The organism is Xylanibacter caecicola (genome assembly GCF_013166515.1).
GTDB lineage: Bacteria > Bacteroidota > Bacteroidia > Bacteroidales > Bacteroidaceae > Prevotella > Prevotella caecicola.
The window spans coordinates 228442-254757 of sequence record NZ_JABKKJ010000002.1 but is presented as its reverse complement, the minus strand read 5'-3'; the positions used below and the strand labels follow the sequence as shown (position 1 = coordinate 254757).

The window sequence follows — 26316 nt, the reverse complement described above, 5'->3', positions numbered from 1 at the left end:
TATGAAAAAGAAGCTATTTACGCTTTGGACATTCCTTTTGCTCTTTGCAATGGGAATATCGGCGGCGGAAGTGACGCAAGTCATTACGTTCAAAGAAAGCGGCACTGCCAGTGACAACAGTGCAAAAGTTACAACAATCGATGCAATTATCGAAAATGGTGCTGAATATGTTTCTGCCATTAAAGAAGCAACGAATGTCTATAACGGACGGACAGGAAGAGGTCTTAAACTTGGTTCCAGCAAAAGCGCGGCAACTCTAACCTTGACTCTTGCCACACCTGTAAAACCAACAAAGGTTACATTTAACGCTATGTGGTATAAATCAGGCGAACAAAGTATCACCGTTAATCAAACTGACTTTACTGAACTGACTGCCGACATTACGGAATATACCGTAAACTATGACGGAAATACGGAAATTAACGAGATTGCAATATCAACACCTGCCAAGCGTGCTTACATAAAGGATGTTACCATATATTATGAAAGTGAAGTCGCAACTGTTGCTGCTCCAATCATCACCGGTACCACTCCTTTCATCGGCTCAACGGAAATAACAATGTCATGCGAGACAGCCGATGCAACAATCTACTACACAACAGACGGTGTTACCCCCCCTACTGCTGAAAGCACACCATACACCGGGGCTTTCAACATCGAGGCAACAACAACCATACAGGCAATTGCCATTAAGGGAGAAGACAAGAGCAGTATTGCAAAGAAAACGTTCGAGGCAATACCGACAGTCGCAACAATAGCAGAACTTAACGCACTTACAGACAAAGCACCATTCGTATTTACGGGAGAAGCCGTTGTTGTGAACAACCAGACTGTAACCGTAAGCGAAAAGACAAGAAACTACATATTCATCAAAGACGCAACAGGTCACAGCCTTATCTTTGACGCTAACGGAACAACAACAATAGAGGCAGGAAAGCACATCACTCCGAACTGGAAAGGATCTGTGTCTATATACAACAAACTGTTCGAAGTTGTTGCAGAAACAGAAATCACTGCAGTAGAAGGTGTATCGGAAAACATTACATACGATGTTGCCGAACTTGCAGACGTAACGGAAGAGAACATCAACAAGGTTGTCACCCTAAAAGGTGTTACATATACAACCCCCGATGCAAAAAGAAACTTCACTATCGCAAAAGGTGAGGCTACAGTTGCCGGATACAACCAGTTCTACCTGGAAATGGAGACACCCGTGGAAGGAAAGACCTATGACATGGTAGGTGCAATAGGCAGATACAACGACAACATCCAGTTCCAGCCAATCACAATAACAAGAGTTCCCGAGGTTAAAGCAATCACAATAGATGCAGCTACAGGCGCAGACCTCACTGCTCTTGTAAACGCTGAAAAAGAGACTATCGTAAATGGTGGCGACAAGGTTGGCGACATCACAATAAACCTTGCAGCAGACGGTGCATACACCGTAAGCGGAACTATCGAGGCTCCGGCAGCACTTGCAATCAACGGTAACGGTGCTACTGTAGACGCATCGGCACTTACAGACGCTTTCATCACAATGAGCAAGACCCCGAGCGTTGAGCTTATCAACGAATACTACCGTGTAGGTGCAGTGAAAATTGCAAACGTGAAAGTGAACGGTATCAAAAACAGCATATTCTACGACAACAACACGAAATATTGTGTCGTTGACTTCACAATTGAAAATGCCGTGCTCAACCTTGCAACAGAGGCTGTAAAGAACGAGGCGCTCATAGCATTCCAGGGCGGAGGTGCTAAAGACGTCACAATCAAGAACTCGACAATCTACGGCAACGCTTTCGCTAAATACTTCATACGATACAACAACAGTGCACGTCTTGACCGTTACGGATTTGACAAGAACACCGAATTCCAGGTAATGACATACACCGCAAATACATTTAACAAGGTTATCAGTGCTGGAGGACAGTGGGGTAACTACAGCGGTATACAGGGACAGAACTTCGTGAAGTTCGACATACAGAACAACATCTGGGTTGACAGCAGCAAGGACATCATACGCCGTCTGGCAGGAGGTCGCTTCGGAAGCAACGCACAGAAGACATTCGCACACAACACCTATTTCATGGACGGTGCAGACATGTCGGCAAGCGAGGCAAGCTATGACAATAGCGGAACGATACTCGTTACAGACCCGACATTCGCAGATGCTGCCAACGGTAACTTCACAATACATGCAGGTTCGCAACAGGCAAAATATCAGACAGGTGACCCACGCTGGTTGGTAGAATACGATGCTGCACAGGCATTTGCACTTCCTGTAACAATCTCACCGGCAACAGGTGCAGACATAACGACAGCCCTGAACGAAGCTAAAGCAAAAGTTGACAAAGTTGGCGACATCACAATAAACCTTGCAGCAGACGGTGCATACACCGTAAGCGGAACTATCGAGGCTCCGGCAGCACTTGCAATCAACGGTAACGGTGCTACTGTAGATGCATCGGCACTTGCAGATGCTTTCATCACAATGAGCAAGACCCCGAGCGTTGAACTTATCAACGAATACTACCGTGTAGGTGCCGTGAAGATTGCAAACGTGAAAGTGAACGGCATCAAGAACAGCATCTTCTACGACAACAACACGAAATACTGTGTCGTTGACTTCACAATTGAAAATGCCGTGCTCAACCTTGCAACAGAGGCGGTAAAGAACGAGGCACTCATAGCATTCCAGGGCGGAGGTGCTAAAGACGTCACAATCAAGAACTCTACAATCTACGGCAACGCTTTCGCTAAATACTTCATACGCTACAACAACAGCGCACGCCTTGACCGTTACGGATTTGACAAGAACACCGAATTCCATGTCATGACATACACCGCAAATACATTCAACAAGGTTATCAGTGCTGGAGGACAGTGGGGTAACTACAGCGGTATACAGGGACAGAACTTCGTGAAGTTCGACATACAGAACAACATCTGGGTTGACAGCAGCAAGGACATCATACGCCGCCTTGCAGGAGGTCGCTTCGGAAGCAACGCACAGAAGACATTCGCACACAACACCTATTTCATGGACGGTGCAGACATGTCAGCAAGCGAGGCAAGCTATGACAATAGCGGAACGATACTCTTTACAGATCCGACATTCGCAGACGCCGCTAACGGTGACTTCCACATCGGTACCTCAACACAACAGGCTAAATATCAGACTGGTGACCCGCGCTGGCTCACAGAATACGTAGCTCCTGTTCTTGACAAGACGGCTCTTGAAGCGGAAATAACAACAGCAACAGAACTGCTCGGCAACGCAGACACTTCAGAAGGAACACCGGGCGCAACACTGCTCGACGCGATCAACGCAGCAAAGAAGGCACTTGCCGAAGCTGAGTTCCAGGAGGAGATAGACGCAGCACTTGCAGCACTGAAAGCTGCCGAAGAGGCATACCGCACAGCTCTGGGTATCGACGGTATAACAACAGATGCCGATACAGACAATGGTACATGGTACAACCTCAATGGTGTACGCATAGAGAAGCCTACACAAAAGGGTATCTATATCCACAACGGAAAGAAAGTCATAAGATAAAAATGACTGAAACATAAAACATTAAAAGCAGGTGTCCCCTACCGAAGGACACCTGCTTTTTTATTCAATCCCTCAATCGTAATAGGCGGACATTCACAGAATGGATTTAAATTAATATGAGTTCGACGAATTATACAAATCACCCAGAAGGGTGTGTCTAAATATAATTATAGTGCTATATCAAAATGAACAATCATCCTCGGTAGGGACATATTCTTAAGATTCGCCCTCAATCTCAAACATATACAAAAAGAAAGTGTGTCAAAATCAACACTTGTTCATTCTGACACACTTTCTTGCAACAGTCTTTCCGACTTGTTCTAAATACATTTGTGGAGCTGGAGGGAGTCGAACCCTCGTCCAAACAGGGAAACCATACGCTTTCTACATGCTTATTCCGGACTTCGTTTTTCGAGTTGCGGCAAGACCCGAACCACCAACCGCAACCTTATCCCCTTAAACTTCATCTGCCCGGCAGGGCACAGACAGACTATTTCCGATTTTACCGCACCGCTTTACCAAAGAGCTTCGGAACAACAGCTTTTGAGCGATGTCTCGTCCGGTCACCTGGTGTCCGGATAAAGCCAGCAATCTACTGTACTTCGATCAGGCAGCGAGAGCGTACTTGTTTTCGCCAGATAAATTTTTGACTGCTGATATTAAGGAGCCGGCAGACAAGGCTCCGCATGCTTACGTACCATTCCGACCTGCTGTCAAATCCGGTCAACCCCATTTCATCGAGCAGGACGTGGTGCATCATAATGCAGATAATCTGCTGCAAAACGCAGATACACCCGTACATATCTTTGCAAAGATAGATGTTTTTATATGAAACGGCAAAGACACGCCCTTGACGATAACAAATATTAATACTTTGAAGTAAAATATAACAAGCAGCGGGGCATGCACCACCATTCTTCGCACAGCCATTCTTCATTTATTAAAAAATGTATTACTTTTGCAACAAAATAACATATTATGTGTTATTATATTATAGCGGCATGCATATCGCATAATGCAAAAAACCGAATAAATAAAACAGCTATATAAGACATGAAAAGATTTACCTTATTGACGGTATTACTGCTCACATTCTTCTGTATCGACGCCATGGCACAGTCGTCTATGACAGACGAGCAAGTCATACAGTTTGTAATGAAAGAACATGAGGCAGGCACTTCACAGGCTCAGATAGTGACAAAGCTGATGCAACGCGGCGTGGACATCAGTCAGATACGGCGTGTAAGAAACAAGTACGAGAGGATGACAAAAGGCACCGGGCTCGGCACCGCAGGCAAAGGAGCCGACAACGGCGACGCAAAAAGATTGCGCAGCAACAACGGAGGCGACAAGGCTGAAAAGCCGCAATACCGTATAAAAGACGGTTCTATGAACAGCGCGACACGTACATACGACAAGGACGACGAGGAGTTCATGATGATGCAGGAGGAAATGACGGACATATTGCCCGCCGACACAGCCACCCTGCTCAAGCAGCTGATGGAAGAGAAGAACAAGAAAAAAGTTTTCGGACGTGACATCTTCAACAACAAAAGCCTTACATTCGAACCGGCAATGAACATCGCAACACCGCAGAGCTACCGTCTCGGACCGGGCGATGCGGTGTTTATCGACATATACGGCGCATCGCAGAAGACCGTGGAAGGGACGGTATCGCCCGAGGGAACGGTAACCATAGAGGGCTTCGGACCGGTATATGTCAGCGGCATGACCGTGGCACAGGCAAACGCACAGCTGCGCTCGCAGCTGGGTGCACGGTACAGCAGTTCGAAGATAAAGCTGTCCGTAGGGCAGACACGCACCATAATGGTGAACGTAATGGGCGAGGTAAAGACGCCGGGCACATACACGCTGTCGGCATTCGCCACCGTTTTCCATGCACTTTACATGGCTGGAGGCACAAACGAGCTGGGTACGCTGCGTAACATAAAGGTATACAGAAACAACCGCCTCGTGACGGTGGTCGACATATACGACTACATCCTTAACGGGAAACTGACCGGCAACGTGCGCCTTGCCGACAACGACGTGATAGTTGTCGGTCCGTACGACTGCCTTGTAAACATCACGGGCAAGGTGAAGCGCCCCATGTTCTACGAGATGCGCAAGAACGAGAGCGTGGCGACAATACTTAAATATGCAGGAGGATTTACGGGCGACGCCTACAGCAAGTCGGTGCGCCTTGTACGCAAGACGGGCAAGGAATATTCGGTATACAACATCAACGAGTTTGACATGAGTTCGTTCCACCTTGCCGATGAAGACTCGCTGAGTGTAGACTCTGTGCTGCCGCGCTTCTCTAACATGGTGGAGATAAAAGGTGCCGTGTTCCGTCCCGGCATGTACCAGGTGGGCGACGACATAAACAGCGTGCGCACACTCATCGAGAATGCAGAGGGACTGCGCGAGGAGGCGTTCACTGCACGTGCCGTGATGCACAGAATGAAGAAAGACCGCACACTCGAAGTCATACCGGTAGACATCGAAGGCATAATGAACGGCACGGTGGCAGACATGCCCATACAGAACAACGACGTGCTTTTCATCCCAACAAAACAGGAGATGATGGAGGAACAGACGATAACGATACACGGCGAGGTAAACTATCCGGGTATATACAAATATGCCGACAACGAGACGCTCGAAGACTTTGTATTGCAGGCGGGTGGACTGAAACAGACTGCATCCACCGTAAAAGTGGACGTGGCAAGACGCATCATCAATCCCAAAGCGCTGACCACCGACTCGCTGATAGCCCGCACATACAGCTTCGCCCTGAAAGACGGATTTGTGATAGACGGTGAGCAGGGCTTCAAGCTCATGCCGTTTGATGAGGTTTACGTGCGCCGCAGTCCGGGATACAACAGACAGCAGAACGTGGAAGTCACCGGCGAGGTGATGTTCAGCGGAACATATACATTGTCTAAAAAAGCCGAACGACTCAGCGACATCATAAAGTCGGCAGGCGGTGTAAACGACCGTGCATACATAAAGGGAGCACACCTTGAGCGACGCATCACTCCCGAGGAACGTATACGAATGGAATCGGTAATGAAGATTGCACGCGAACAGTATGAGGATCTCGAAAAGGAAGAGGCAATGAAGAACGCCAACATAAAGAGCGACTTCGAGAACAGCGAGAAGATAAAGAAGTTCCAGATAGGCGAGACATACTACGTGGGAATAGAACTGGACAAGGCTATGAAAAACCCGGGAGGCAACGAGGATATCGTGCTGCGCGAGGGCGACAAGATTATAGTGCCGCAGTATAACGGAACGGTAAAGATAAACGGCGAGGTGATGTATCCCAACACCGTGGGCTTCATAAAGAACAAGAAGGTGAGCTACTATATAGACCAGGCAGGCGGCTTCACCAACAAGGCAAAGAAAAGCCAGACCTACATCATACACATGAACGGAACGGTGGCAAAGGTAGGTCGTAACGCCAAGCCCACGCCGGGATGCGAAATAGTAGTACCGGCAAAGGCAATAAACAAGATGAGCATTGCCGAGACAATGACAATAGGCACGTCGGTGGCATCCATCGCCACAATGATCGCAACGATTGCCAATGTGCTGCAATAAGACATAAGATACCGGTCTTTAATCAAGACAAGGAGTTAAAGGAAGTAAGAGGTAGCTATGTGGCTAAAGCCACGGAAGATAAAGGACGACAGTTGTATACGAAATTATAAAGCATACGTCTTTTATCTTCCCTTTATCTCCCCCCTATCTCCTTTTATCTTCCCTTTACCTTCCCCTATCTCCCCTTTATCTATGATATACATCCTTACATTCTCCCTTTATTTTGCCGTCCTTCTGGTATTAAGCCGCATCACCGGCAGACATGCCGACAACGACACATTCTACATGGCAAACAGGCGCTCGCCGTGGTATGTCGTCGCCTTCGGCATGATAGGCGCGTCGATATCCGGCGTGACATTCGTGTCGGTTCCGGGCATGGTGATGCGTACCGACATGACGTACATGCAGACATGTATAGGATTTATCTTCGGATACATAGCCGTGGCGTTCATCCTGGTGCCCGTATATTACAAGATGAACCTCACCACCATATACACATATCTGCAACACAGGCTTGGCAACCGTTCTTACAAGACGGGAGCCGGTTTCTTCGTGCTGTCCGGCATCACCGGAGCAGCAGTCCGCTTCTATGTTGCGTGCATGCTGCTCCACCGTTTTGTATTGGCAGACACGGGCATGCCTTTCGCCGCAACCGTATGTATCATGGTTGCATGTATATGGGCATACACACGGCGCGGCGGAGTAAGGACACTTGTTTGGACAGACACTCTGCAGACACTGTGCATGCTCGCCGCCGTGGTTCTCATCATCGTAAAGGTGGCGGAGGCTATGGACATGACCCTGACGGAGGCGGTGGCGACAGTGGCATCCGATGCCCACAGCCGCATATTTGTCTTCGACGACTGGGTGTCTACACAAAATTTCTTCAAGCAGTTTATAAGCGGCATATTCATTGTCATCGTTATGACCGGACTGGACCAGAACATGATGCAGAAGAACCTTACATGCAAAACGTTGCGCGAGGCGCAGAAAGACCTTTGTTTCGGCGGCATGGCATTCGTGCCCGTAAACCTGCTGTTCCTCAGTCTCGGCATATTGCTGCTGCATCTCGCCGCACACACCGGCACGGCAATACCGTCGGCAGGCGACGAACTGCTTCCCGCATTTGCCGCCACAGGCACTTTGGGCACGGCGGTGCAAGTACTCTTTACGCTGGGTGTCGTAGCAGCATCGTTCTCCAGCGCCGACTCCGCCCTTACCGCCCTTACCACAAGCTGTTGCGTAGACATCATGGGTCGGCAGCACGACGAACGGTTGCGGCACAGGGTACACCTTGCACTTGCCGCAGCATTCATTGTCTTCATCATGACTTTCCGCGCCGTAAACTCCACGAGCGTCATCGATGCCGTGTACATTCTCTGCTCATACACCTACGGACCTCTGTTGGGACTCTTCGCCTTCGGTCTGCTCACGCACCGTAACGTCACCGACCGTCTTGTGCCATACATCGCAACGGCATCGCCTGTAATAAGTTTTGTAATAGACACCATGACATCACACCTCACCGGATATAAGTTCGGATACGAACTGCTTCTTTTAAACGGCATGATAACATTTGCCGGACTTTGGATGTCGGGGAAGTATGTCCTATGGGTTACGCATCATAAAACATAACTTTACGGTGTCTAAAGCATAGGGTTATGATAATTGACAATAAGTCGTGTTCTCATCCGGTGGGACCCCCACACGCAACAAATCCATATACATGCCCCAATCATCACCTACAAAACATCTAAAGGACAGAGACATTGATGAAATTGCTGCAAAAATCAATACAAGACCAAGAAAGAAACTCAATTTTTCAACTCCGATGGAGGCGTTTTTTAATTATTTGTCGTAATTTTGGAATATAATCCTTATCCCTTTATAATAAGGACTTTGGGAAGATTACCCGATTTTGAGGTAACGAATTGCCAACCGTACCTATTGCTGCGTTTTACTGTAAGTTGCTTTCATGGTCACTCGTCTGTTAAATTAATATTTAGTATTCGCGGATACTTTGTATAATGGTATATCTTCAGGGTACACCGTTATTCTTTTTGGGGAGTTCTCATTTATGTATAGTTTTCGGATTGATTCTTCATAAGAATCAATCCGAAGTTTGGCGTCAATGATAAATTGATCTTCAAGTTCGGAATATTCGTTTATCAAATGTTCTAATTCTATATCCATAAGAACTACAAAAAAATTCTATCATGAATGAAGATAGGGAAACCCTTAAGTCGAACATAGTCTGACATAGTTTCATAGTAATCGCGAATTTTTGTTCGCAACTCAACATTATCACTATAATCTTCTATTTTTAATTTCAACACTTTAAGAGCTTCAATGTTAATTGGTCTGCCATGAGACTTCCAATCATTATTATCACTTAAATGCTCGGCAATTTTTGCAGCACGTTCTTTTTTCTCTTCATCTGTTACATCCGTTCCATCACTATGCTTTGTCCAATTTTTAAATTTGTATTTAACTAACCACTTCTTTAATAAGTCAATGGTCAAGTCTCGCGCTTGCTCAAAACTGCGAAGTTCAGCCAAATCAAAGTCTTTTAATATTGCAAATTCTACATTTGTTAGAGTTCCAAGCTTAGCCTTTTCGATATAGTCATTGATTTTATCCAAATATCCCAATGCAGCGACCCATTTACCTTCTTTATTTTGAACTTGTGGGTCTATCGGACCCAATACAGAAAAATAATCCATATAAATATTATCTCCACTCATACAGAAAATAGTACCTGCGCTATACGCATAATCAGGGATTATAAAATTTACTTCTGAATAGTGATGTCTAATTATATTAACATAACGTTCAACAGTTATGGCGCTACCTCCTGTTGTAGTTAGCAATATATAGAGTGATTTATGTCGGTTGGCATCTTGAGCAAGTTCTTCCACCAATTTCAAAAATACATTTTCATTCAAATTACCAATTGGACCATAATATACCAAGACATCAGCATCAAGATATTTTTCCAATGTTTCCAGTTTGGAATTCAACAATAATCTTAAGTTATTTTCTAATTGTGATTCCATAAGTATTATTGATATTGTGAAGTGAAATCAATTTGAATTCTACGTTGAAAAGCGGGTGCATATTGAGCTTTTAATAACCAATATGATGCAAATATGGGTTTTACGCTAAACTCTTCTGCTAATGAATTAGCAGACATAAATTGCCCTATACGCTTGCGGTCAAATACAGCTTTCCGCAAACTATCACCATTAAAAAGATATTCATTAGCGAATTTATTCGCTTCTTTTTCCCTCTTATTTTGATTTACCTTTGATTCGTTTATGCCACCTTCATAAATTTCAACATTCTTATGCTTTATGGCATGACCAAATTCATGAAATAAAGTAAACCAACAAGATATTAAGTCATGCCCCCTATCTGAAATTTGAATAAGCGGTTTATTATTTATCCAACGTATTGCTCCATAAACAGTTTTGGGTAATGACGGTACAAAAACCAAACCGACACCAAAATGGGATAGAATTACAGGCAAGGATTTAAAATAATCCACATCTTCAATATGAGCCATCCATTCTCTACCCTCAATCCATCGGATTAGTTTGGCTTCATCATAATCAAGAAGATTTAGTGCATAAAAATCAAGCTCACCACGATGTAACCAAGCATGAAGATTGATAGGGTCAACTTCCATTTTATTTTGGGTACGAAATAATGTAGCTTGTTTCTCTGATGTTTCAAAAATTTCATTTTCTGAATCTACACCAAAGAAATCAAAAATATCATCAAGGATGTCATATCCCTCAGTAAACTCACCCCTCAGTAACGGCAATACTTTTTTTAGTTTAGAATATGTCTTTTTGGCTTGAGTGTAATTAGCCATATATCTTGGCTTTTCTTCCAAATATTCTTTCTGAAGGTTGGTTAAGCATTCAACAATGTCAGGAGTATCTAATAATTTAGCCGCTTTTAAAATGACTTTATTAGATAAACGCTCTTTACTTCTTAATTTCTTAACGCCAACAAGTTCTTCGAATTTCTCAATGCCGCGAGCCTCGAATATATCAGCAAGTTCTCCTCCAACAGTATTACGTAATGTCAGAGGATTTAATACAGGATTTTTTTCAAGTGCAGCCATATCTATAGTTTATTATAATCGTGATTATTTATTGCTATAACGTATATTGTAGTTATGGAGTTAAAATCACCTTGCCAGTCTTGTGTTAACAATAAATTTTGTCCATCAATTAAGTGGTTAAAGAATTTTCTCGGCCCCGTCCTACTCGAACTTTTAAAATCAAAGGCTCATTTTTTCCACACCCCTGTTTAAGCTCTATTCGATTATCTGTTTGTCCAAATACTATATTGTATGCGCCAGCTGACACATATCTTTTTAATCTGTCATGTAACTTTTTGGCAGGTTCCATAAGATTAACGCCAAAAACTTTTGAAAAGGCTCTGGATGCGCTACGATTATCGGGATTTAATACGAAATCCCGATAACACTTAACCTCTTTAGAGTTGTCATATTCAATAACCATTCCTACATAATTCGTTATACGGTGCAAAGGTAGTGAATTATTTCCAGCTAAACGCTCGTTTACCAAATAAAATTTTGTATTTTTGCACTCGTTAAACAAGATAGTGCATGTATGAACCGAATAAAGGAAGTATTGGATGCAAAGGGTATTAGCCAAACAGAGTTGGCGAACAGGCTTGGAAAGACCTTTAATATGATTAATCTGTATACAACAAATAGAGTCCAACCACCCATCCATGTCCTATATCAAATAGCCGAAATTTTGGATATTGATGTTCGGGAACTTCTTGTTTCAAATAAAATTTAACAGCGGATAATTATGAAACTAACAGATATAATTAAAGGTTCGGAATATGACCTCAGCTTATTTACCGAAGCCCAAATTTCAGAGTTGGAAAGTCGTATTGTCGAACGACAAACAAAGAAAGGAGTGGAATATTACATTACGTGTGTCGTACGTAAAAAGGATATTAAGGCTACTCCTGAAGAAGTGGTACACCAATTATACCTATTGGTTCTTACTAATGATTTGGGGTATCCTGTTTCTCGAATGGAACTGGAGTATGAAGTAACATTCGGTAGGGAAAAGAAACGTGCCGATATTGTCATTTTTGACAAACAGCAAACAACAAGTCCATACATTATTGTAGAGGTCAAGAAACCAAAGTTGAAAGATGGAAAAGAACAACTGAAAAGTTATTGCAATGCAACAGGTGCTCCAATCGGTGTATGGAGTAATGGGCATCAGATTTCCTACTACCACCGTAAAGACCCCAATTATTTTGAGGATTTAAGTGGCATACCTCGTGCAGACCAGAAACTATCTCACATACTCTCCGAGCGTTGGAAAATTGCTGACCTTATCAAAAAAGACAAGTTGGTAAATGAGCGAAAGTCTCTTAAAGACCTTATACTTGAAATGGAAGATGAGGTATTGGCAAATGCAGGTGTAGATGTATTTGAAGAAGTCTTCAAACTCATCTTTACCAAATTGTTCGATGAAATGGAAAGCGGGCGTAAGCCTGACAGAAATTTAGAATTCCGCAACTATGGTGATACTGAAACGGAATTAAAAGACAAATTACAGGCGTTATTTGACAAAGCAAAAGAGAAATGGCAAGGTGTTTTTACCGATGATGCCAAACTTTTACTCACACCCTCACACTTGTCTGTTTGTGTCGCATCTTTACAGGATGTGAAATTGTTCAATTCCAACCTGGATGTGGTAGATGAAGCTTTTGAGTATCTTATCAATAAAAGCAGTAAAGGCGAAAAAGGGCAATACTTTACCCCTCGTTATGTGATTGATATGTGCGTAAAAATGCTCAATCCGAAAGTGGATGAAAAGATGATAGACACCGCTGCGGGTAGTTGTGGTTTCCCTGTTCATACGATATTCCATGTTTGGGAAAACATACTCAAGTCCAAAGACCTGAACCGTAGTCATTTATTTACTTTGGAAGAAAAGCCTGCCGAATGTACAGACTATGTTCAAGACAATGTTTTTGCCATCGACTTTGATGAAAAGGCTGTACGTGTGGCTCGTACCCTAAACCTTATCGCAGGAGACGGACAAACCAATGTCATGCACCTAAATACGCTTGACTATGAACGTTGGGATGAGACTGTAAAAGATGAAATTTGGTCTGATACTTATTCTGAAGGATGGAAGAAGTTAAAGAAATTGCGCACAGACAAAAATAGTAATCGAGATTTCAACTTTGACATCATTATGGCAAACCCTCCGTTTGCAGGGGATATAAAGGAAAGTCGTATTCTTGCCAAATACGATTTAAGTCGCAGTGTTTCATTGGAAAAATTGAAAAATGCACCGCAAGGTGCTAATGTGGTAGCAGGAGAACCAACTTTTCCTGAAGCACTAAATAATAATGGCGAAACAGTCTATCAGATGAGCGATGGTACATTCCGCAAAACCAAGTTGAAACAGGCTTCTAATATGAACCGTGACATTTTGTTTGTGGAACGAAATCTCGACTTCTTAAAGCCGGGAGGACGTATGGCTATTGTGTTGCCACAAGGACGCTTCAATAACAGTAGCGACAAATCATTGCGTGAATATATTGCTGACCGTTGCCGCATTTTGGCTGTGGTAGGCTTGCATGGCAATGTGTTCAAACCACATACAGGAACAAAGACAAGTGTCCTTTTTGTGCAGAAATGGGATGAAGAACTGTGCCCTAAAGTTGATGATTACAATATTTTCTTCGCTACCATGCAAGAACCGAGCAAGGATAACAGTGGAGATAAAATCTATCGTAACACGATTGACGAAGATGGTAATAATGTTCCTTTGCTTGACAGTCACGGTCATTTGATTGTGAAGCACGACCTTTTCAATCATGATGGCAAGACTCCAAATGGAATTGCAGAGGCGTTTGCCGAGTTCGCCAAAAAAGAACGTCTCTCTTTTTTCGTGGATGCCCCTTTGACGAGGTAAAGTATAAGACTTTGTTAGAGGGGCTGGAAATCTGCGAAAAGAAACTATCTGAAGTAAAAATAGACAATCAAACATTTCGATTTGATAGCGAGTTCTTTAGCATTCAATATTTGGAAATCTTGCGTATGTTGAATGGACTTGCAACAGAAAAATTAGAGGATGTAACAACATGGATAACGCAAGGACCTAATCCATTTTTTACCGAAGAGGGAACAATTCCTTGTTTAACAGGGCGTAACATCAATCAAGGTCGGGTTATCTATGAAAATGCAGATTTTATATCAGAACAAGAATACAATAATCTATCTCGCTTTCAATTAGAGCAAGGAGATACTTTAATAACATTAAAAGGGAAAGGCTCAATCGGGAAGATTGGTTTTGTCACAGAAAAAAAGAATGCCATATTTAGTCGAAATATTGGTATCGTACGCCCAAATAAGGAGATAAATGCAGCATATTTGAATGCGTATATTTTATCTAAATTTGGACAAAATATGGTATTACGTGGGGAGACAGGAGGAACTGGACAATCTACATTAACTTGTTCATATCTTAAATCATTGGATATTCCACGTATAGAGAATGAAAATGTTATTGGAAATCTTGTTTGGCAGTCAGAAAAAGTCTTTCAATCAGCTAAATCGGCTTATTCCGAAGCAGAATCCTATCTTCTTGAATGTTTAGGCATGACAGATTTTGCTGCAAATCCTGACGCATATAACATTAAAACACTAAAAGAATCATTCCTCGAAACAGGACGTTTCGATTCCGAATACTATTTACCCAAATATGAGGATTATATAGAACTTGTACACTCGTATCCGAATGGTTACGACCTTATTGGCAATGTATGCGACATTAAGGATAATAACTATACTCCAGCTAATGGCATACAATACAAGTACATTGAGCTCGCAAATATTGGTAAATCGGGCGAGATAACAGACTGTAACGAACTAACAGGAGAACAACTACCGACACGAGCTCGTAGAATAGTACACAAAGGAGATGTGATAGTATCCTCGATAGAAGGTTCTCTTGATAGCTGTGCTTTAGTAACGGATGAATATGACGGAGCGTTATGTTCAACAGGATTTTATGTTCTGAAATCGCACCAACATAATCCCGAAACATTACTTACGCTATTTAAATCATTGCCTATTCAAAACCTGATGAAGAAAGGTTGCTCGGGCACGATATTGACAGCCATTGGTAAATCAGAGTTTGAAAAAATCCCAGTTCCACTTATCCGTAAGGAAGTTCAAGAAGAGATAGCCAAACACGTTCAAAAGAGTATTGAACTACGTATGGAGGCTGTGCAATTACTTGAAAATGCAAAACTTACGGTAGAAACTATTATAGAAAATGGGGGGGGTAATTTACTGATTTACAATAGATTACAAGCCAACGCATTTGAGGAGTGGAATCATGCAGTTTGGCTGCTATTTACAGAAATAGGTATAACCTCCGACATTGATGTAAAAACATCGATAGTTAGTACATATAAGAAGTTATCAAACAGTTTCTTGAAAAGTGGCAGATTGGATGCCGAATATTATCAACCGAAATATGACCATTTGTTCAGTGAGTTAAAGCGGTTCAAAACAAAAACAATAAGACAAATAGCAACATTATCCAAATCAATAGAACCCGGTAGTGATGCTTACTGTGAAAAAGGAATTCCGTTTATCAGAGTGGCAGACCTTTCTAAGTTTGGATTGTCTGAACCTGCTGTTTATTTGGACAAGTTAGAATTTAAGGACACGATTAGACCTAAAAAAGATACGATTCTCCTGTCTAAGGACGGTAGTGTTGGTATAGCATACAAGGTGGAGGAACCTATTGATGTTATTACTTCGGGCGCAATTATTCATCTGAATATTACAGACAAAGAGGTGCTTCCTGATTATCTGACATTGATCCTCAATTCATTTGTTGTGAAATTGCAAGCAGAAAGAGATGCAGGTGGTTCTATCATTCAACATTGGAAGCCATCAGAAATAGAAGATGTGATAATTCCAATATTGCCAACATCAGAACAGGTAACTATATCTAAAATGCTTCAGCAAAGTTTTTCCTTACGAAAAGAAACTAAAAGCTTGTTGCAAGAAGCAATACAAATCGTAGAGACCACTATTGAAAAAAACTAAACGCGAATTCAACACCGATTGAATGCTTTTCAAAGAACTTTCCGTAAATTTGCACTTGCCAGTTGAATTTACATTGGACTCTTCAGGCAGAGCCTGTTTGTAATTTTATACAAGAACAATTCATTTTATTTGGTTATGCGACAAAAACACATTATATTTGTCGCAAAATATGCGACGTTATCGTACATATAACGTCGCATGCCCTCAATAACAAGAGCACTATATGTATATACACGAAAGAGATAATTGGACAACATTCAGATGGGATGCAAGGGTGCTTACAGCTATTCTTGAGAAGGTTAGCCGTAAGCAGGGCTTGTTATACGGCAGACTTGCATCACTCGGTTTCGACAGCAAACTGAGGGCAATGACTGAAAACCTTACTTATGACGTGGTATATTCGTCAGAAATTGAGGGCATACGACTGAATGTTGACGAGGTGCGCTCGTCAATCGCCCGTAAACTGGGTATTGAGAATGTCAAACAGACGGCACCGTCTCACTATATAGACTCTGTTGTGGCTGTCATGCTTGACGCCGTAAGTTATTACGACCGGTCGTTGACAAAAGAGAAACTGTGTGCATGGCAGACAGCTTTCTTCCCGACAGGTTTCAGTGAGGGTGCACAGATAGAGGTCGGCAGATATCGCACCAACGAGGAACATATAGTTTCGGGAATGTTTGGCAGGGAAAAAGTCCACTACATAGCTCCTGCACCGGAGCGTGTAGAAGAGGAAATGGAGAAGTTTCTTTGCTGGTTCAACAAAGAAGAGAATACGAGTTCTGTCATCCGTTCAGCCATTGCTCACCTCTGGTTTGTCAGCATCCACCCGTTCGAGGACGGCAACGGACGACTTGCCCGCATCCTTTCAGACATGTTGCTTGCACGTGCCGACAAGAGCGAGTTCCGCTTTTACAACATTTCATCGCAGATAAACAGGGACAAGAAGCATTATTATGACATCCTGGAGAAGACGCAGCATGGTGACGGAGACGTTACAGAGTGGATTTTATGGTATGCCAATACGTTGTCAATAGCACTCGACGAGGCGGAAACAACTGTCAGCACCATTCTGAACAAGAGTCTTTTTTGGCAGAAAGCCTCATCTGTGGCATTAAGCCAACGGCAGACCGACATGCTCAATATGTTTTTGGATGGTTACGAAGCAAAGATAACTTCCAAGACATGGGCGTCGCTTGCCAAGTGTTCAAAGGATACAGCCATTCGCGACATTCAATATCTTGTGGCAAAAGACATACTGCGTGAAGACATCCCGGGAGCCAAGCGTCCGAGTTATTCCATTATCTATACCCCGGAGGACATCACCGAGTTCTTTTCCGATATCCATATTGAAGAAGACGACAAAGGTATCCGATATCTTACGGCAACATATAAATGCAAGACTTCGGTGCGCGAGCGCATATTGCCGTTGGATGCAGAACGCTTTAAGAAAGGTGACTTGCCTTTGGAAAACATGCTTGAAAAGTATTGCTCGTACATCAGGTTAAGTTAAAAATGAATTATATTTCAGAATCAACAGAATGAAAAGAGGAAAATAAAAGACGCGTGTTTTGTCGCTTCAAATACGACTATCGTCCTTTATCTTCATTTATCTCCTTCATTTTGGCACGCCTCCTTATAAAGAACGCCTCTATGAGGCGTGCGGACTGCCGGAGAGGTATTCCAATTTCACTTATCCTAAACCTCAAAACCTCATAATCTTACAATCCGTAACCACCATCTTTTGCACTGCAAAAGCATAGCTTTAGACATGCAAAGGCATAGCTTTAAGGGGATAAAAGGTTAACTTTTGAGGTGCAAAAGATATCGGTTACAAACCGTAAATAAATACTGTCTGTTTTTTACGGATTGTAAGCCGTCACACATACACGGAGAATTGGAACAATGCCCAAACGTTACGGTCCCTACATCTTCTTGAAACTGAGCCGCAATACGGGCGATGCTATCGTCATGCGGCTGCTGCTGAGACTTTCGACATCGAACGTCTCTGTAAGAGAGTTTATGCCGAACGGATACAACAGGGAGACATCTTCGAGTTTTATGTCACCTGCGCCGCGGTCATATATATACGGATCGGACAGAGTCAGACTTCCGCTCGAATGGTTGAAACGGAGCAATATGCTGCTGTTCATGCCCGTCTTGTCGTCCACATGAAGCAGGTTCTTTTGAAACGACCAGAATATACGTTCCTGCTTCATGTCACATGTCCCTTGTGTGTCGAGGGTGTCTATGCGTACAAGATGCCAGAAACCGTCAAGGTCTCCGTTGTCTGACGTCTCCAGCTCGCACGACACGAACGGCAATATACCGGCAAACAATATAAGGGGGAATAATATGTACTTTTTCATTTTTTCTTCTTTTTAAGGTTCAACAGTCCTGTCTTTGCCACCGTAAGCTGAAAGCCGTGGTTGTGTCCCAATATCTTTCCGAAGTCCATGGCATAGCCGCCTTTTATGCTCCAGCCGTCGAGCACACGGTTTCTGAAACTGTAGCGCCCTTCCACAAGGAAACTCACGTTGTGGTGTACGTCGTCGTACGGCTCGTCATACGTACCGAGCCCTTCCTGCCACGATGCCAGCACGCGGTAGGAGAAGCCTTCAAAAGGACGTCCGTCCACACCGAGATGAAACGCCATGAAACGGCTGTCTGCCACTCTTATCGTGCCGTCGTCGTTGTATATCGGCGAACGGTAGAGCGGGTTTCCAATCACCTGTCCCCAGTGCTGCCATCCGGTATACACGCCATGGTTGTAGAAATTGTCGTTTCCGCCGATGTGGTCGGATATCGAAGGTGTACGGTCATGATATACCGGACCGCTCTGATATTTCGAGTAAATATATTCAAAAACAACACCGTTTATCCAGTTATCGTACTTGAAGTCAAGTTCGGCACCAAGCATTATGTCCTTGAAATCATACAGAAGATAGCGGTTTTTTTTCTTCTCATTCCATTCTTCACCGCTTCCGTAGCCGTCGTAGTCAAGCTGGAACATAGCCGAATGATCTTCAAAATACTTGTCGGCATACACGCTGAGGCGCCATGTCTCGGCATCCCAGTTCATGCGCAGCAACCAACTGCCCAACTGGTTACCGGAGGCGTTGGCATATATATCGCCGTCGGTCTTGTCTGAGCCTCCGGGTATGAAGGCATGCCACAATCCTTTCAACCCTTTTTCACCTTCTATGGCAACCATGTTCCCGTCATTATCCAACTTATATCCGGTTCCTCCGAACGTGGAAGCCATTTCCAACCCCAATTCGATAGAGAACGGACAGAACACATCCTCGTTGCCTATCTTTATATATCCTGCCTTGCTGTGATAGAGCACATTGTCGGCATATTTCGATTTTCGGTCCGTAAACTCGTGCTGCCACCCGTCATCTGTCATCATGCCGTATGACACATGCCCCTTAAGATGCAGCCAACCGTTGGCAAAAGGCAGCGTCCAGTAGTCGGGCAAAGCAAGGCGCACCTGCGGCACGGGGCGTGCATTGATGCCCAATGTCTGAGAACCGCTCGACAGACTGTTGTTCTTCAGTTCCATGGGATACTCCTTACTTCCCACCGTCAGTGCTCCGTGCAACCACCTTACCTCGGCAAATGCCTGCTGCACGACAACGTTGCTCGTGAAGTTTACGGGCAGGGCTACATCCACACCGTAGCCTATACCCCACCGCCGCAGCGAGTCGGCACGCAACGGACGCATTATGCCTGCCCTTACGTATCCGTTGAACTTGTCGAGCGAACTCAGCCCGTGCCTGTTGGCGTTAAGCCACAGCGGTGTCATGCCGCCGGACGTCGTTGCCTGCATCTCTATATTGTACCTCGCATCATCGGTCATGGCACGGTTGTCCTGTTCGTCCCGGGCATGAGACGCGCTATATGTCATCAGCAACATGGCAACCAATGCCGTTTTTATTTTATTCATTTACAGCTGTTGTATATATATTTATCACACTTCTTCTATATATAAACGCCTTTTATCCTATATTAGTATTTTTATACATGGACTTAAGATAGAATAAAGATGAAAACGACACAAGCTCTCCTCTTGAACATCTTCTTATAGCTTGAGCATATAGGGAATTTCCTCTCATGCTTTAGGGAAAATCCTTTGATGCTGCTATCGGCTTGCATTATCTTTGCATAAGATAAGCTTCGCCTCGGCAATTTGAAACAAGTTTCATTGCACTCGGCTTGCATTATCTTTGCAATGTGAAATAAAAAGAAAATACAAACATCAATAAAAATACCGGATTATGAAAAAGTTTTTGACAGTCATCACGGCACTATTCACGCTTACCGTATCTGCCGGTGCCATGAGTTACGACAGGGCACGCGAACAGGCTCTTTTCCTTACGGACAAAATGGCATACGAACTCAACCTGTCTGACGACCAGTACGAGGCGGCATACGAGGTAAACCTCGACTATCTGATGAGCATAAACTCATACGACGACCTCTACGGGGCATACTGGCGCAACCGTAATCTCGACCTTAGTTACATACTGCTCGACTGGCAATACAGGGCTTTCTGTGCGGCAAGCTATTTCTACCGCCCGCTATACTGGCACGCCGGCGCATGGCACTTCGGCATATATGCACGCTATCCGCACCGCAACTACTTCTACTTCGGGCGTCCGCACTTCTACGTTTCTTACAGGGGTGGACACAGTTGGAGGCACAACGGCGGACGGAGCTGGTATCACGGACGCACATACGGCAGACCTCACCGCGAGGGAGGACATGGCATGAGAGACCGTTTTGACCGCGGCGACTATCACAAGAAAGACCATGGGAACATGCACAAAGGCAACGGAGGACATACGGGTAACCGTGACGGAAGGTTCGGCAACGGCAGCGGAAGGTTCGGAGGCAACAACAGGGGCACAACAACAGGCAGACCGTCTGTAAACAACAGCGACGACAAAAAACCGGGAAACGGCAACAGACCGTCGGGAGACAACCGCGGACATAACCGTTTCGGCAGCGGCAACACACACAACCCGGGCAGCAACGCCGGACGCAGCTTCGGCAACCGTGTGACCGAACGTGAAAGCAGCACACGGTCTACAGTGACACGTGGCGGAAGCACACACGGAAGGTTCGGCGCAGACAGAAGCGCGCCAACAAGAAATGTTTCGTCACCCACAAGAAGCATCACTCGTCCTGCCGGCACATTCACACCGCGCGGCAACAGCTCACCTGCAGGAAAGTCGGCAGGCACAAGCCACAACTCAGGCGGCAACCGCAGTGGAGGACACTTCGGCGGAAGAAGATGAACGCTGGAATGCTTATGCAGAGCATCGGTTTAACGGAAAATTCTTTAGTTCTATAGTTTTTAAATTGGTTAGTTTTTAGTTGACGGGTTTATCAGTCTTCCGGGCAGCAGCCTTAAGACTGATAAACCTTTTTTCATGCCGGCATGTATAACCGTCCGCGACATACGGTTACAACATCAGACATCTTACCTCGGCATTATCCATGCGCGCCACATCGCGCATCTCCTTGCCATAGTGCACGGCCTGTATTGCCTTGTTTATGATGCCGTGTCCCACGGCTACCACCGTCCGATCTGGATACTCACTCTTTACAAACGCAATAAAGGTGCGCGCCCTTGACAGCAGTGCGTCCAACGTCTCCACATCGTCGGGCCACGGTTCGTCCTTAAGGTCAGGTATGAAACGTCCGGTAAATCCTCCCCAGTCGCGTTCGCGCAGCAGTTTTGTGGTCTTTATCTCCATGCCGTGAGGTCGGGCAATGATGGTACAGGTGTCTACGGAGCGTTTAAGGTCACTCGACACAAACGCGTCGACTTTGATACTCTCCATTCTTCTCATCACCTCAAGCGCCTGTCTGCGCCCGTTGTCGGTAAGTTCGCCCTGCGTCTGTCCCTGCATTATGCGGTTCACATTATCCACGGTCTCGCCGTGGCGTACAAGAAAAAGTCGTGTCATAGTCTGCAAAGGTATTACTTTAATACGCGAATTCGGGATAATGAACAAGTTTTTTATCATTAATGTGTTAGATAAATTATACAAACCACCCCTGGGGGGGATGTGTCAGAATTCAACAAATATCTACTCGCAGATGATTACTTATTCGGACACATACATTCCAAGGTGGCTTATAATGAAGTCATCTAAACTTTTATGAGATTCAATATTTGCCTTTATTTTGAGGGTGTTTTTGCACTTGAAGAGGGAGTGTAGCGGGCTACTCGACCGATGAAAGGGTAAAAACAGACCAAAAAGAAAGGTAAAGATTGGATTTAGAAGATATAAAAGTTTAAGATTCTTATTCGTCATAAAAGTTTAGATGACTTCAATATATACGTTTAATTTTGGACATCTACTTATAATTCCGTCAAACCCATTTAAACTTAAAAACTCACAAACTTTAGAACGCAAACTTAAAATGTATGAAATAAATTGTCTTGCAGTATGTATTTTCGTATTTTTGCGACAGTACAACCAAAAAACTTGAATATATGATGAAAGTATTACAAAGTTCTATTTTCCGCGCTATTTGCGCCATTATCGTCGGCATTCTCCTGATAAAGAATCCCGATGACACAGTCAAGGGTATAACCATTGCCACAGGGGTTTTGTTTCTGCTGTCGGGTGTAATATCGTGTGCCGTGTATTTCAGTGCGAAGATAAGTAATGTTGACGAACATGTATACGATGCTTCCGGACGGCTGATACCGGACATAAAACCTGCTTTTCCGGTCGTGGGGCTTGGCAGCATTCTGTTCGGCATAATTCTTGCACTCATTCCCGAAACGTTTATCCAGTATCTCATGTATTTTTTCGGGGCGATAATCATTTTCGGTGCACTCAACCAGTTCATTAACCTTGCCCAGGCAAAGAGAAGGTTCGGTGTGCCTTTGGTCTACTGGTTCTTCCCCTCCATAACGTTGATTGCAGGATGTTTCATCATCCTTAATCCTATCGAGGCAGCCGGTCTGCCCATGCTTGTAATAGGATGCAGCCTTATATTCTATGGCATTACAGACGGTATCAACGCGTTCAAGATAAACAGGCTAAGAAAAACGCAGAATAATTTATAATTCATAATTTATAATTTATAATGAGGAGATAAAAGAAGATATGGGGAGATAGAGGACGTATGCCTTGTTGTTTATTCAAAGACTATTGTCCCTTATCTCCCCATATCTTCTTTTATCTCCTTTAATCCCTTTATCTCCTCATTATAAATTATGAATTATAAATTATAAATTAATTAAGTCCCCGACTTAACCTTTCCCGCAATGCCTTCTATATATTTGCATAGTATGCCTATGCCTTTCAGGTTTTCGCCTCCTTGCGGTATTATAATGTCGGCATATCGTTTCGTAGGCTCTATGAACTGTTCGTGCATAGGTTTGAGCACGTCAAGATAACGCTCAACAACCATATTCACGGTTCGTCCACGTTCCACAACGTCGCGCTGTATGTTACGTATAAGGCGTTCGTCCGAGTCGGTGTCTACGAAGATTTTCAGGTCCATGAGGTCACGCAGCTTTTTGTTTATAAGCGTCATGATACCTTCTACAATGATTACCGGCTTCGGTTCCACGTGAATTGTTTCCGGCAACCTGTTGCATTTTATGTACGAGTATGTAGGCTGTTCCACAGCTTTTCCGTTGCGCAGGTCGTTGATGTGCTTGCCCAGCAGTTTCCAGTCGAAAGCATCAGGATGATCGAAGTTTATTGCATGACGCTCTTCTTCGGTCATGTGCGACGTGTCATTGTAGTACGAGTCGAGCGGCACCACTGTGACACAGTGTGGCGGCAGTGCCTCGGCAATCTTTCTCACTACGGTGGTCTTGCCGGAACCTGTGCCGCCTGCTATTCCTATTATTGTCATTTTTTCTTGTTTTTTATTGGTAAGTGTGCTCCGTCTTTAAAATGCCATAGCTACTATAGACTCTATAGCATCATCGGCTCTATAGTTTCTATAGCCCCTATATCTTCTATTTCATCCCTAATTCCAAGAACATCCGTCCGTATACTTCCGCCTTTCTTTCCACTTTCATCGGATATGCCCTTGAACTGCTTGGCATACGGTACAGCCTTATTTCCCGTCCGTCGAAGATAAATGTCTCGTAACATCCCACTTTTGGGGCTTTTATGCCGAAATGCGATGTAAGTATACCCGTTGCCTTTTCGCCGGTGGTCACAACGGCCGTACATGCCGGTATGCTGCGCAGCAGCTTGTCAAGGTCGGTTGCTTCGACCACTTCCAAGTCTTTGTCTGCCGCCGTATTGTTTTTGCGTATCACGGCACAGGCTGTGTCATATAGAGCCACTCCCCTATCTTCAAGAAAAGCCACAATGTCATCTTTCTTGAAGGCACCCGCACTGCGGTCCGTAAAATGTTCCTTGTCTCCAAAGAACACTATGCCGAATATGCGCCACATGTCGTTGATGAAGTTGGGATAGAAAAAGTCCATACACCAGCGGTGGCGCGCCGGCGGAAAGCTGCCGAGCATAAGCAGCCGCGAGCCTTCGGGCAGAAACGGTTTCAGGGGATGATATTCTATTGGCATTTTTGAATTTGGAATTTGGAGTTTGGAGTTACGAATTACGAATTTGGAGTTACGAGTTTTGAATTACGAATTACAAGTTACGAGTTACGAATTGTCTGCCTTTGGCAGATGTTGAATTATTTAATGAAGATTTGCAAATTCGTAATTCCAAATTCTTCATCGTAGCGCAGCGAGAATAATTCATAATTCCAAACTCGTAATTCGTAATTCCAAACTCGTAATTCTTTATCTTTGCTCTTTCAACAGATATACGATGACAGGCAGGTGGTCGCTATATCCGTTCAGCCAGGCACCTCCGGCATGCGTTCTCTTGGGATTGCCCTTGTACTTGCCGTCTTCCTGGAAAAGGTAGTCGCGCTTGAATATCTCGTGACGCCACAACTTCAGCTCCGTATAGTCCTTACGCCCGTCAAGATTTACCACATTGGGCGTCATCACTATCTGGTCGAAAAGGTTCCATGCGCCCTGATATGTCAATGTACCTATACCCTCTTTCACAAGCAGGTTATACCATGGGTTGTACATGTCGCCGTCCTTCACGTCCTTCATGTTTCCACGCGCACGCAGTTCATCTTTCATACTTTTGTTTGTCGGGTCATCGTTCATGTCACCCATAACAAAAACCTTTGCCTTGGGGTCGTCGCGCAACAGCGAGTCTTTCAGAGCCCTTACCTGTCGTCCTGCCACCTCACGATAGTAAGAACCGGCAAAGCGGCTGGGCCAGTGGCATACCACCACCACTACATGCTCGCCCGCCATGTCTCCGCTGACGGTGAGGAAACCGCGTGTGCGGTATGCACTGTCTTTCGCCTGCTCGGGCACATATGGCACAAGTTTCATGTCTCTTACCTTGAACAGGTTGGGATTGTACAGCATGGCACAGTCCACACCGCGCCTGTCCGGACCTTCGATATGAGCATACTTATACCCGCGTGCCTTCAGCGGTTCTTGAGCGATAAGGTCGTCGAGACACTTGGAGTTCTCAACCTCCGACACGCCTATCACGGCACAGCCCACACCGGGCAATTTGTCCGATGCCATGTCTGCCAGCACCCTTGCCATGTTGCGCAACTTGTTGGTATACTTAAGTCCGGTCCACTTATACGAGCCGTTGGGCAGGAACTGATAGTCGTTCTTTCCCTTGTCGTGACATGTGTCGAAAAGATTTTCCAGATTGTAAAATCCCACGGCGTATGCGGAGAACTTCTTCTGTGCCATGCCGTTTACGGCTGTCATGCACAGGAATAAAATCAAAAACAAATTTTGTTTCTTCATAATATTTATCTTTTATTTGTATTATTCGATATACAACTTTGCAAAGATAACATTTTAAAATGAAGAATGAAGAATGAAGAATGAAGAATTTGCTGCCGCTGAGGGAGAAATGAAAATATATATCTATAGATGCTATAGGTTCTATAGCAACTATAGGCTCTA

General features: G+C 44.3%; 18 protein-coding genes and 1 other RNA gene. 9 read left to right on the top strand and 10 right to left on the bottom strand.

Annotated features, from left to right (window positions below; translation table 11 throughout):
- Position 1: 1 nt before the first annotated feature.
- Positions 2-3556, top strand: coding sequence for a DUF5123 domain-containing protein (locus HPS54_RS02615; RefSeq protein ID WP_172343914.1), 3555 nt, complete (start codon positions 2-4; stop codon positions 3554-3556).
- Positions 3557-3886: 330 nt separating this feature from the next.
- Here the strand turns inward: HPS54_RS02615 and ssrA are convergent.
- Positions 3887-4287: a transfer-messenger RNA gene (gene ssrA, locus HPS54_RS02610) on the bottom strand.
- A gap of 322 nt (positions 4288-4609) precedes the next feature.
- On the opposite strand from ssrA, the gene HPS54_RS02605 reads away from it, so the two are divergent.
- The gene (locus HPS54_RS02605; RefSeq protein WP_172343913.1) at positions 4610-7162 is read left to right on the top strand and encodes an SLBB domain-containing protein; all 2553 of its coding nucleotides are present in this window, start codon (positions 4610-4612) and stop codon (positions 7160-7162) included.
- 192 nt (positions 7163-7354) lie between these two features.
- Positions 7355-8797: a sodium:solute symporter gene (locus tag HPS54_RS02600; protein WP_172343912.1), complete on the top strand. Its 1443-nt coding sequence runs from the start codon at positions 7355-7357 to the stop codon at positions 8795-8797.
- 563 nt (positions 8798-9360) lie between these two features.
- On the opposite strand, the gene HPS54_RS02595 is transcribed toward HPS54_RS02600, so the two are convergent.
- From HPS54_RS02595 to HPS54_RS02585, 3 genes are all read right to left on the bottom strand, one after another.
- Positions 9361-10218 carry an SDH family Clp fold serine proteinase gene (locus HPS54_RS02595; RefSeq protein WP_172343911.1) on the bottom strand — a complete coding sequence of 286 codons (858 nt, stop codon included), beginning with the start codon at positions 10216-10218 and terminating at the stop codon, positions 9361-9363.
- A 5-nt stretch (positions 10219-10223) separates the two neighbouring features.
- On the bottom strand, positions 10224-11294 hold the full coding sequence (locus HPS54_RS02590) for an ImmA/IrrE family metallo-endopeptidase (RefSeq protein WP_172343910.1): 1071 nt from the start codon (positions 11292-11294) through the stop codon (positions 10224-10226).
- Between the two features lie 109 nt (positions 11295-11403).
- Positions 11404-11763: a hypothetical protein gene (locus HPS54_RS02585; RefSeq protein WP_216653016.1), complete on the bottom strand. Its 360-nt coding sequence runs from the start codon at positions 11761-11763 to the stop codon at positions 11404-11406.
- A 45-nt stretch (positions 11764-11808) separates the two neighbouring features.
- On the opposite strand from HPS54_RS02585, the gene HPS54_RS02580 reads away from it, so the two are divergent.
- The 4 genes from HPS54_RS02580 (at position 11809) to HPS54_RS02565 (ending at position 17817) form a co-directional block, all read left to right on the top strand.
- A complete protein-coding gene (locus HPS54_RS02580) occupies positions 11809-12003 on the top strand; it encodes a helix-turn-helix domain-containing protein (RefSeq protein ID WP_032558290.1) in 195 nt (64 codons plus the stop codon).
- Positions 12004-12015: 12 nt separating this feature from the next.
- Positions 12016-14154, top strand: a complete 2139-nt coding sequence (locus HPS54_RS02575; protein ID WP_172343908.1) for a type I restriction-modification system subunit M — start codon at positions 12016-12018, stop codon at positions 14152-14154.
- An 11-nt stretch (positions 14155-14165) separates the two neighbouring features.
- A complete protein-coding gene (locus tag HPS54_RS02570) occupies positions 14166-16304 on the top strand; it encodes a restriction endonuclease subunit S (protein ID WP_253951910.1) in 2139 nt (712 codons plus the stop codon).
- A 223-nt stretch (positions 16305-16527) separates the two neighbouring features.
- Positions 16528-17817 carry a Fic family protein gene (locus HPS54_RS02565; RefSeq protein WP_172343907.1) on the top strand — a complete coding sequence of 430 codons (1290 nt, stop codon included), beginning with the start codon at positions 16528-16530 and terminating at the stop codon, positions 17815-17817.
- Positions 17818-18229: 412 nt separating this feature from the next.
- On the opposite strand, the gene HPS54_RS02560 is transcribed toward HPS54_RS02565, so the two are convergent.
- Positions 18230-18673 carry a lipocalin-like domain-containing protein gene (locus HPS54_RS02560; protein WP_172343906.1) on the bottom strand — a complete coding sequence of 148 codons (444 nt, stop codon included), beginning with the start codon at positions 18671-18673 and terminating at the stop codon, positions 18230-18232.
- Entirely contained in the window at positions 18670-20253 is a 1584-nt protein-coding gene (locus HPS54_RS02555) for a capsule assembly Wzi family protein (RefSeq protein WP_172343905.1), read from the bottom strand. Before HPS54_RS02555 ends, HPS54_RS02560 begins: the two co-directional genes overlap by 4 nt.
- Before the next feature lie 331 nt (positions 20254-20584).
- On the opposite strand from HPS54_RS02555, the gene HPS54_RS02550 reads away from it, so the two are divergent.
- Positions 20585-21607 carry a hypothetical protein gene (locus HPS54_RS02550; RefSeq protein WP_172343904.1) on the top strand — a complete coding sequence of 341 codons (1023 nt, stop codon included), beginning with the start codon at positions 20585-20587 and terminating at the stop codon, positions 21605-21607.
- Between the two features lie 168 nt (positions 21608-21775).
- Here the strand turns inward: HPS54_RS02550 and HPS54_RS02545 are convergent, their stop codons facing one another.
- The gene (locus HPS54_RS02545) at positions 21776-22282 is read right to left on the bottom strand and encodes a histidine phosphatase family protein (protein WP_172343903.1); all 507 of its coding nucleotides are present in this window, start codon (positions 22280-22282) and stop codon (positions 21776-21778) included.
- 533 nt (positions 22283-22815) lie between these two features.
- On the opposite strand from HPS54_RS02545, the gene HPS54_RS02540 reads away from it, so the two are divergent.
- Positions 22816-23397 (top strand): HdeD family acid-resistance protein, encoded by a 582-nt coding sequence (locus tag HPS54_RS02540; RefSeq protein WP_253951909.1) that lies wholly within the window; start codon positions 22816-22818, stop codon positions 23395-23397.
- 173 nt (positions 23398-23570) lie between these two features.
- Here HPS54_RS02540 and udk read toward each other — a convergent pair whose 3' ends face one another.
- From udk to HPS54_RS02525, 3 genes are all read right to left on the bottom strand, one after another.
- Positions 23571-24197 (bottom strand): uridine kinase, encoded by a 627-nt coding sequence (gene udk / locus HPS54_RS02535; protein WP_172343902.1) that lies wholly within the window; start codon positions 24195-24197, stop codon positions 23571-23573.
- Positions 24198-24303: 106 nt separating this feature from the next.
- Entirely contained in the window at positions 24304-24879 is a 576-nt protein-coding gene (locus HPS54_RS02530; RefSeq protein WP_172343901.1) for a uracil-DNA glycosylase family protein, read from the bottom strand.
- Positions 24880-25104: 225 nt separating this feature from the next.
- Positions 25105-26154 carry an endonuclease/exonuclease/phosphatase family protein gene (locus HPS54_RS02525; protein WP_172343900.1) on the bottom strand — a complete coding sequence of 350 codons (1050 nt, stop codon included), beginning with the start codon at positions 26152-26154 and terminating at the stop codon, positions 25105-25107.
- Positions 26155-26316: the final 162 nt, after the last annotated feature.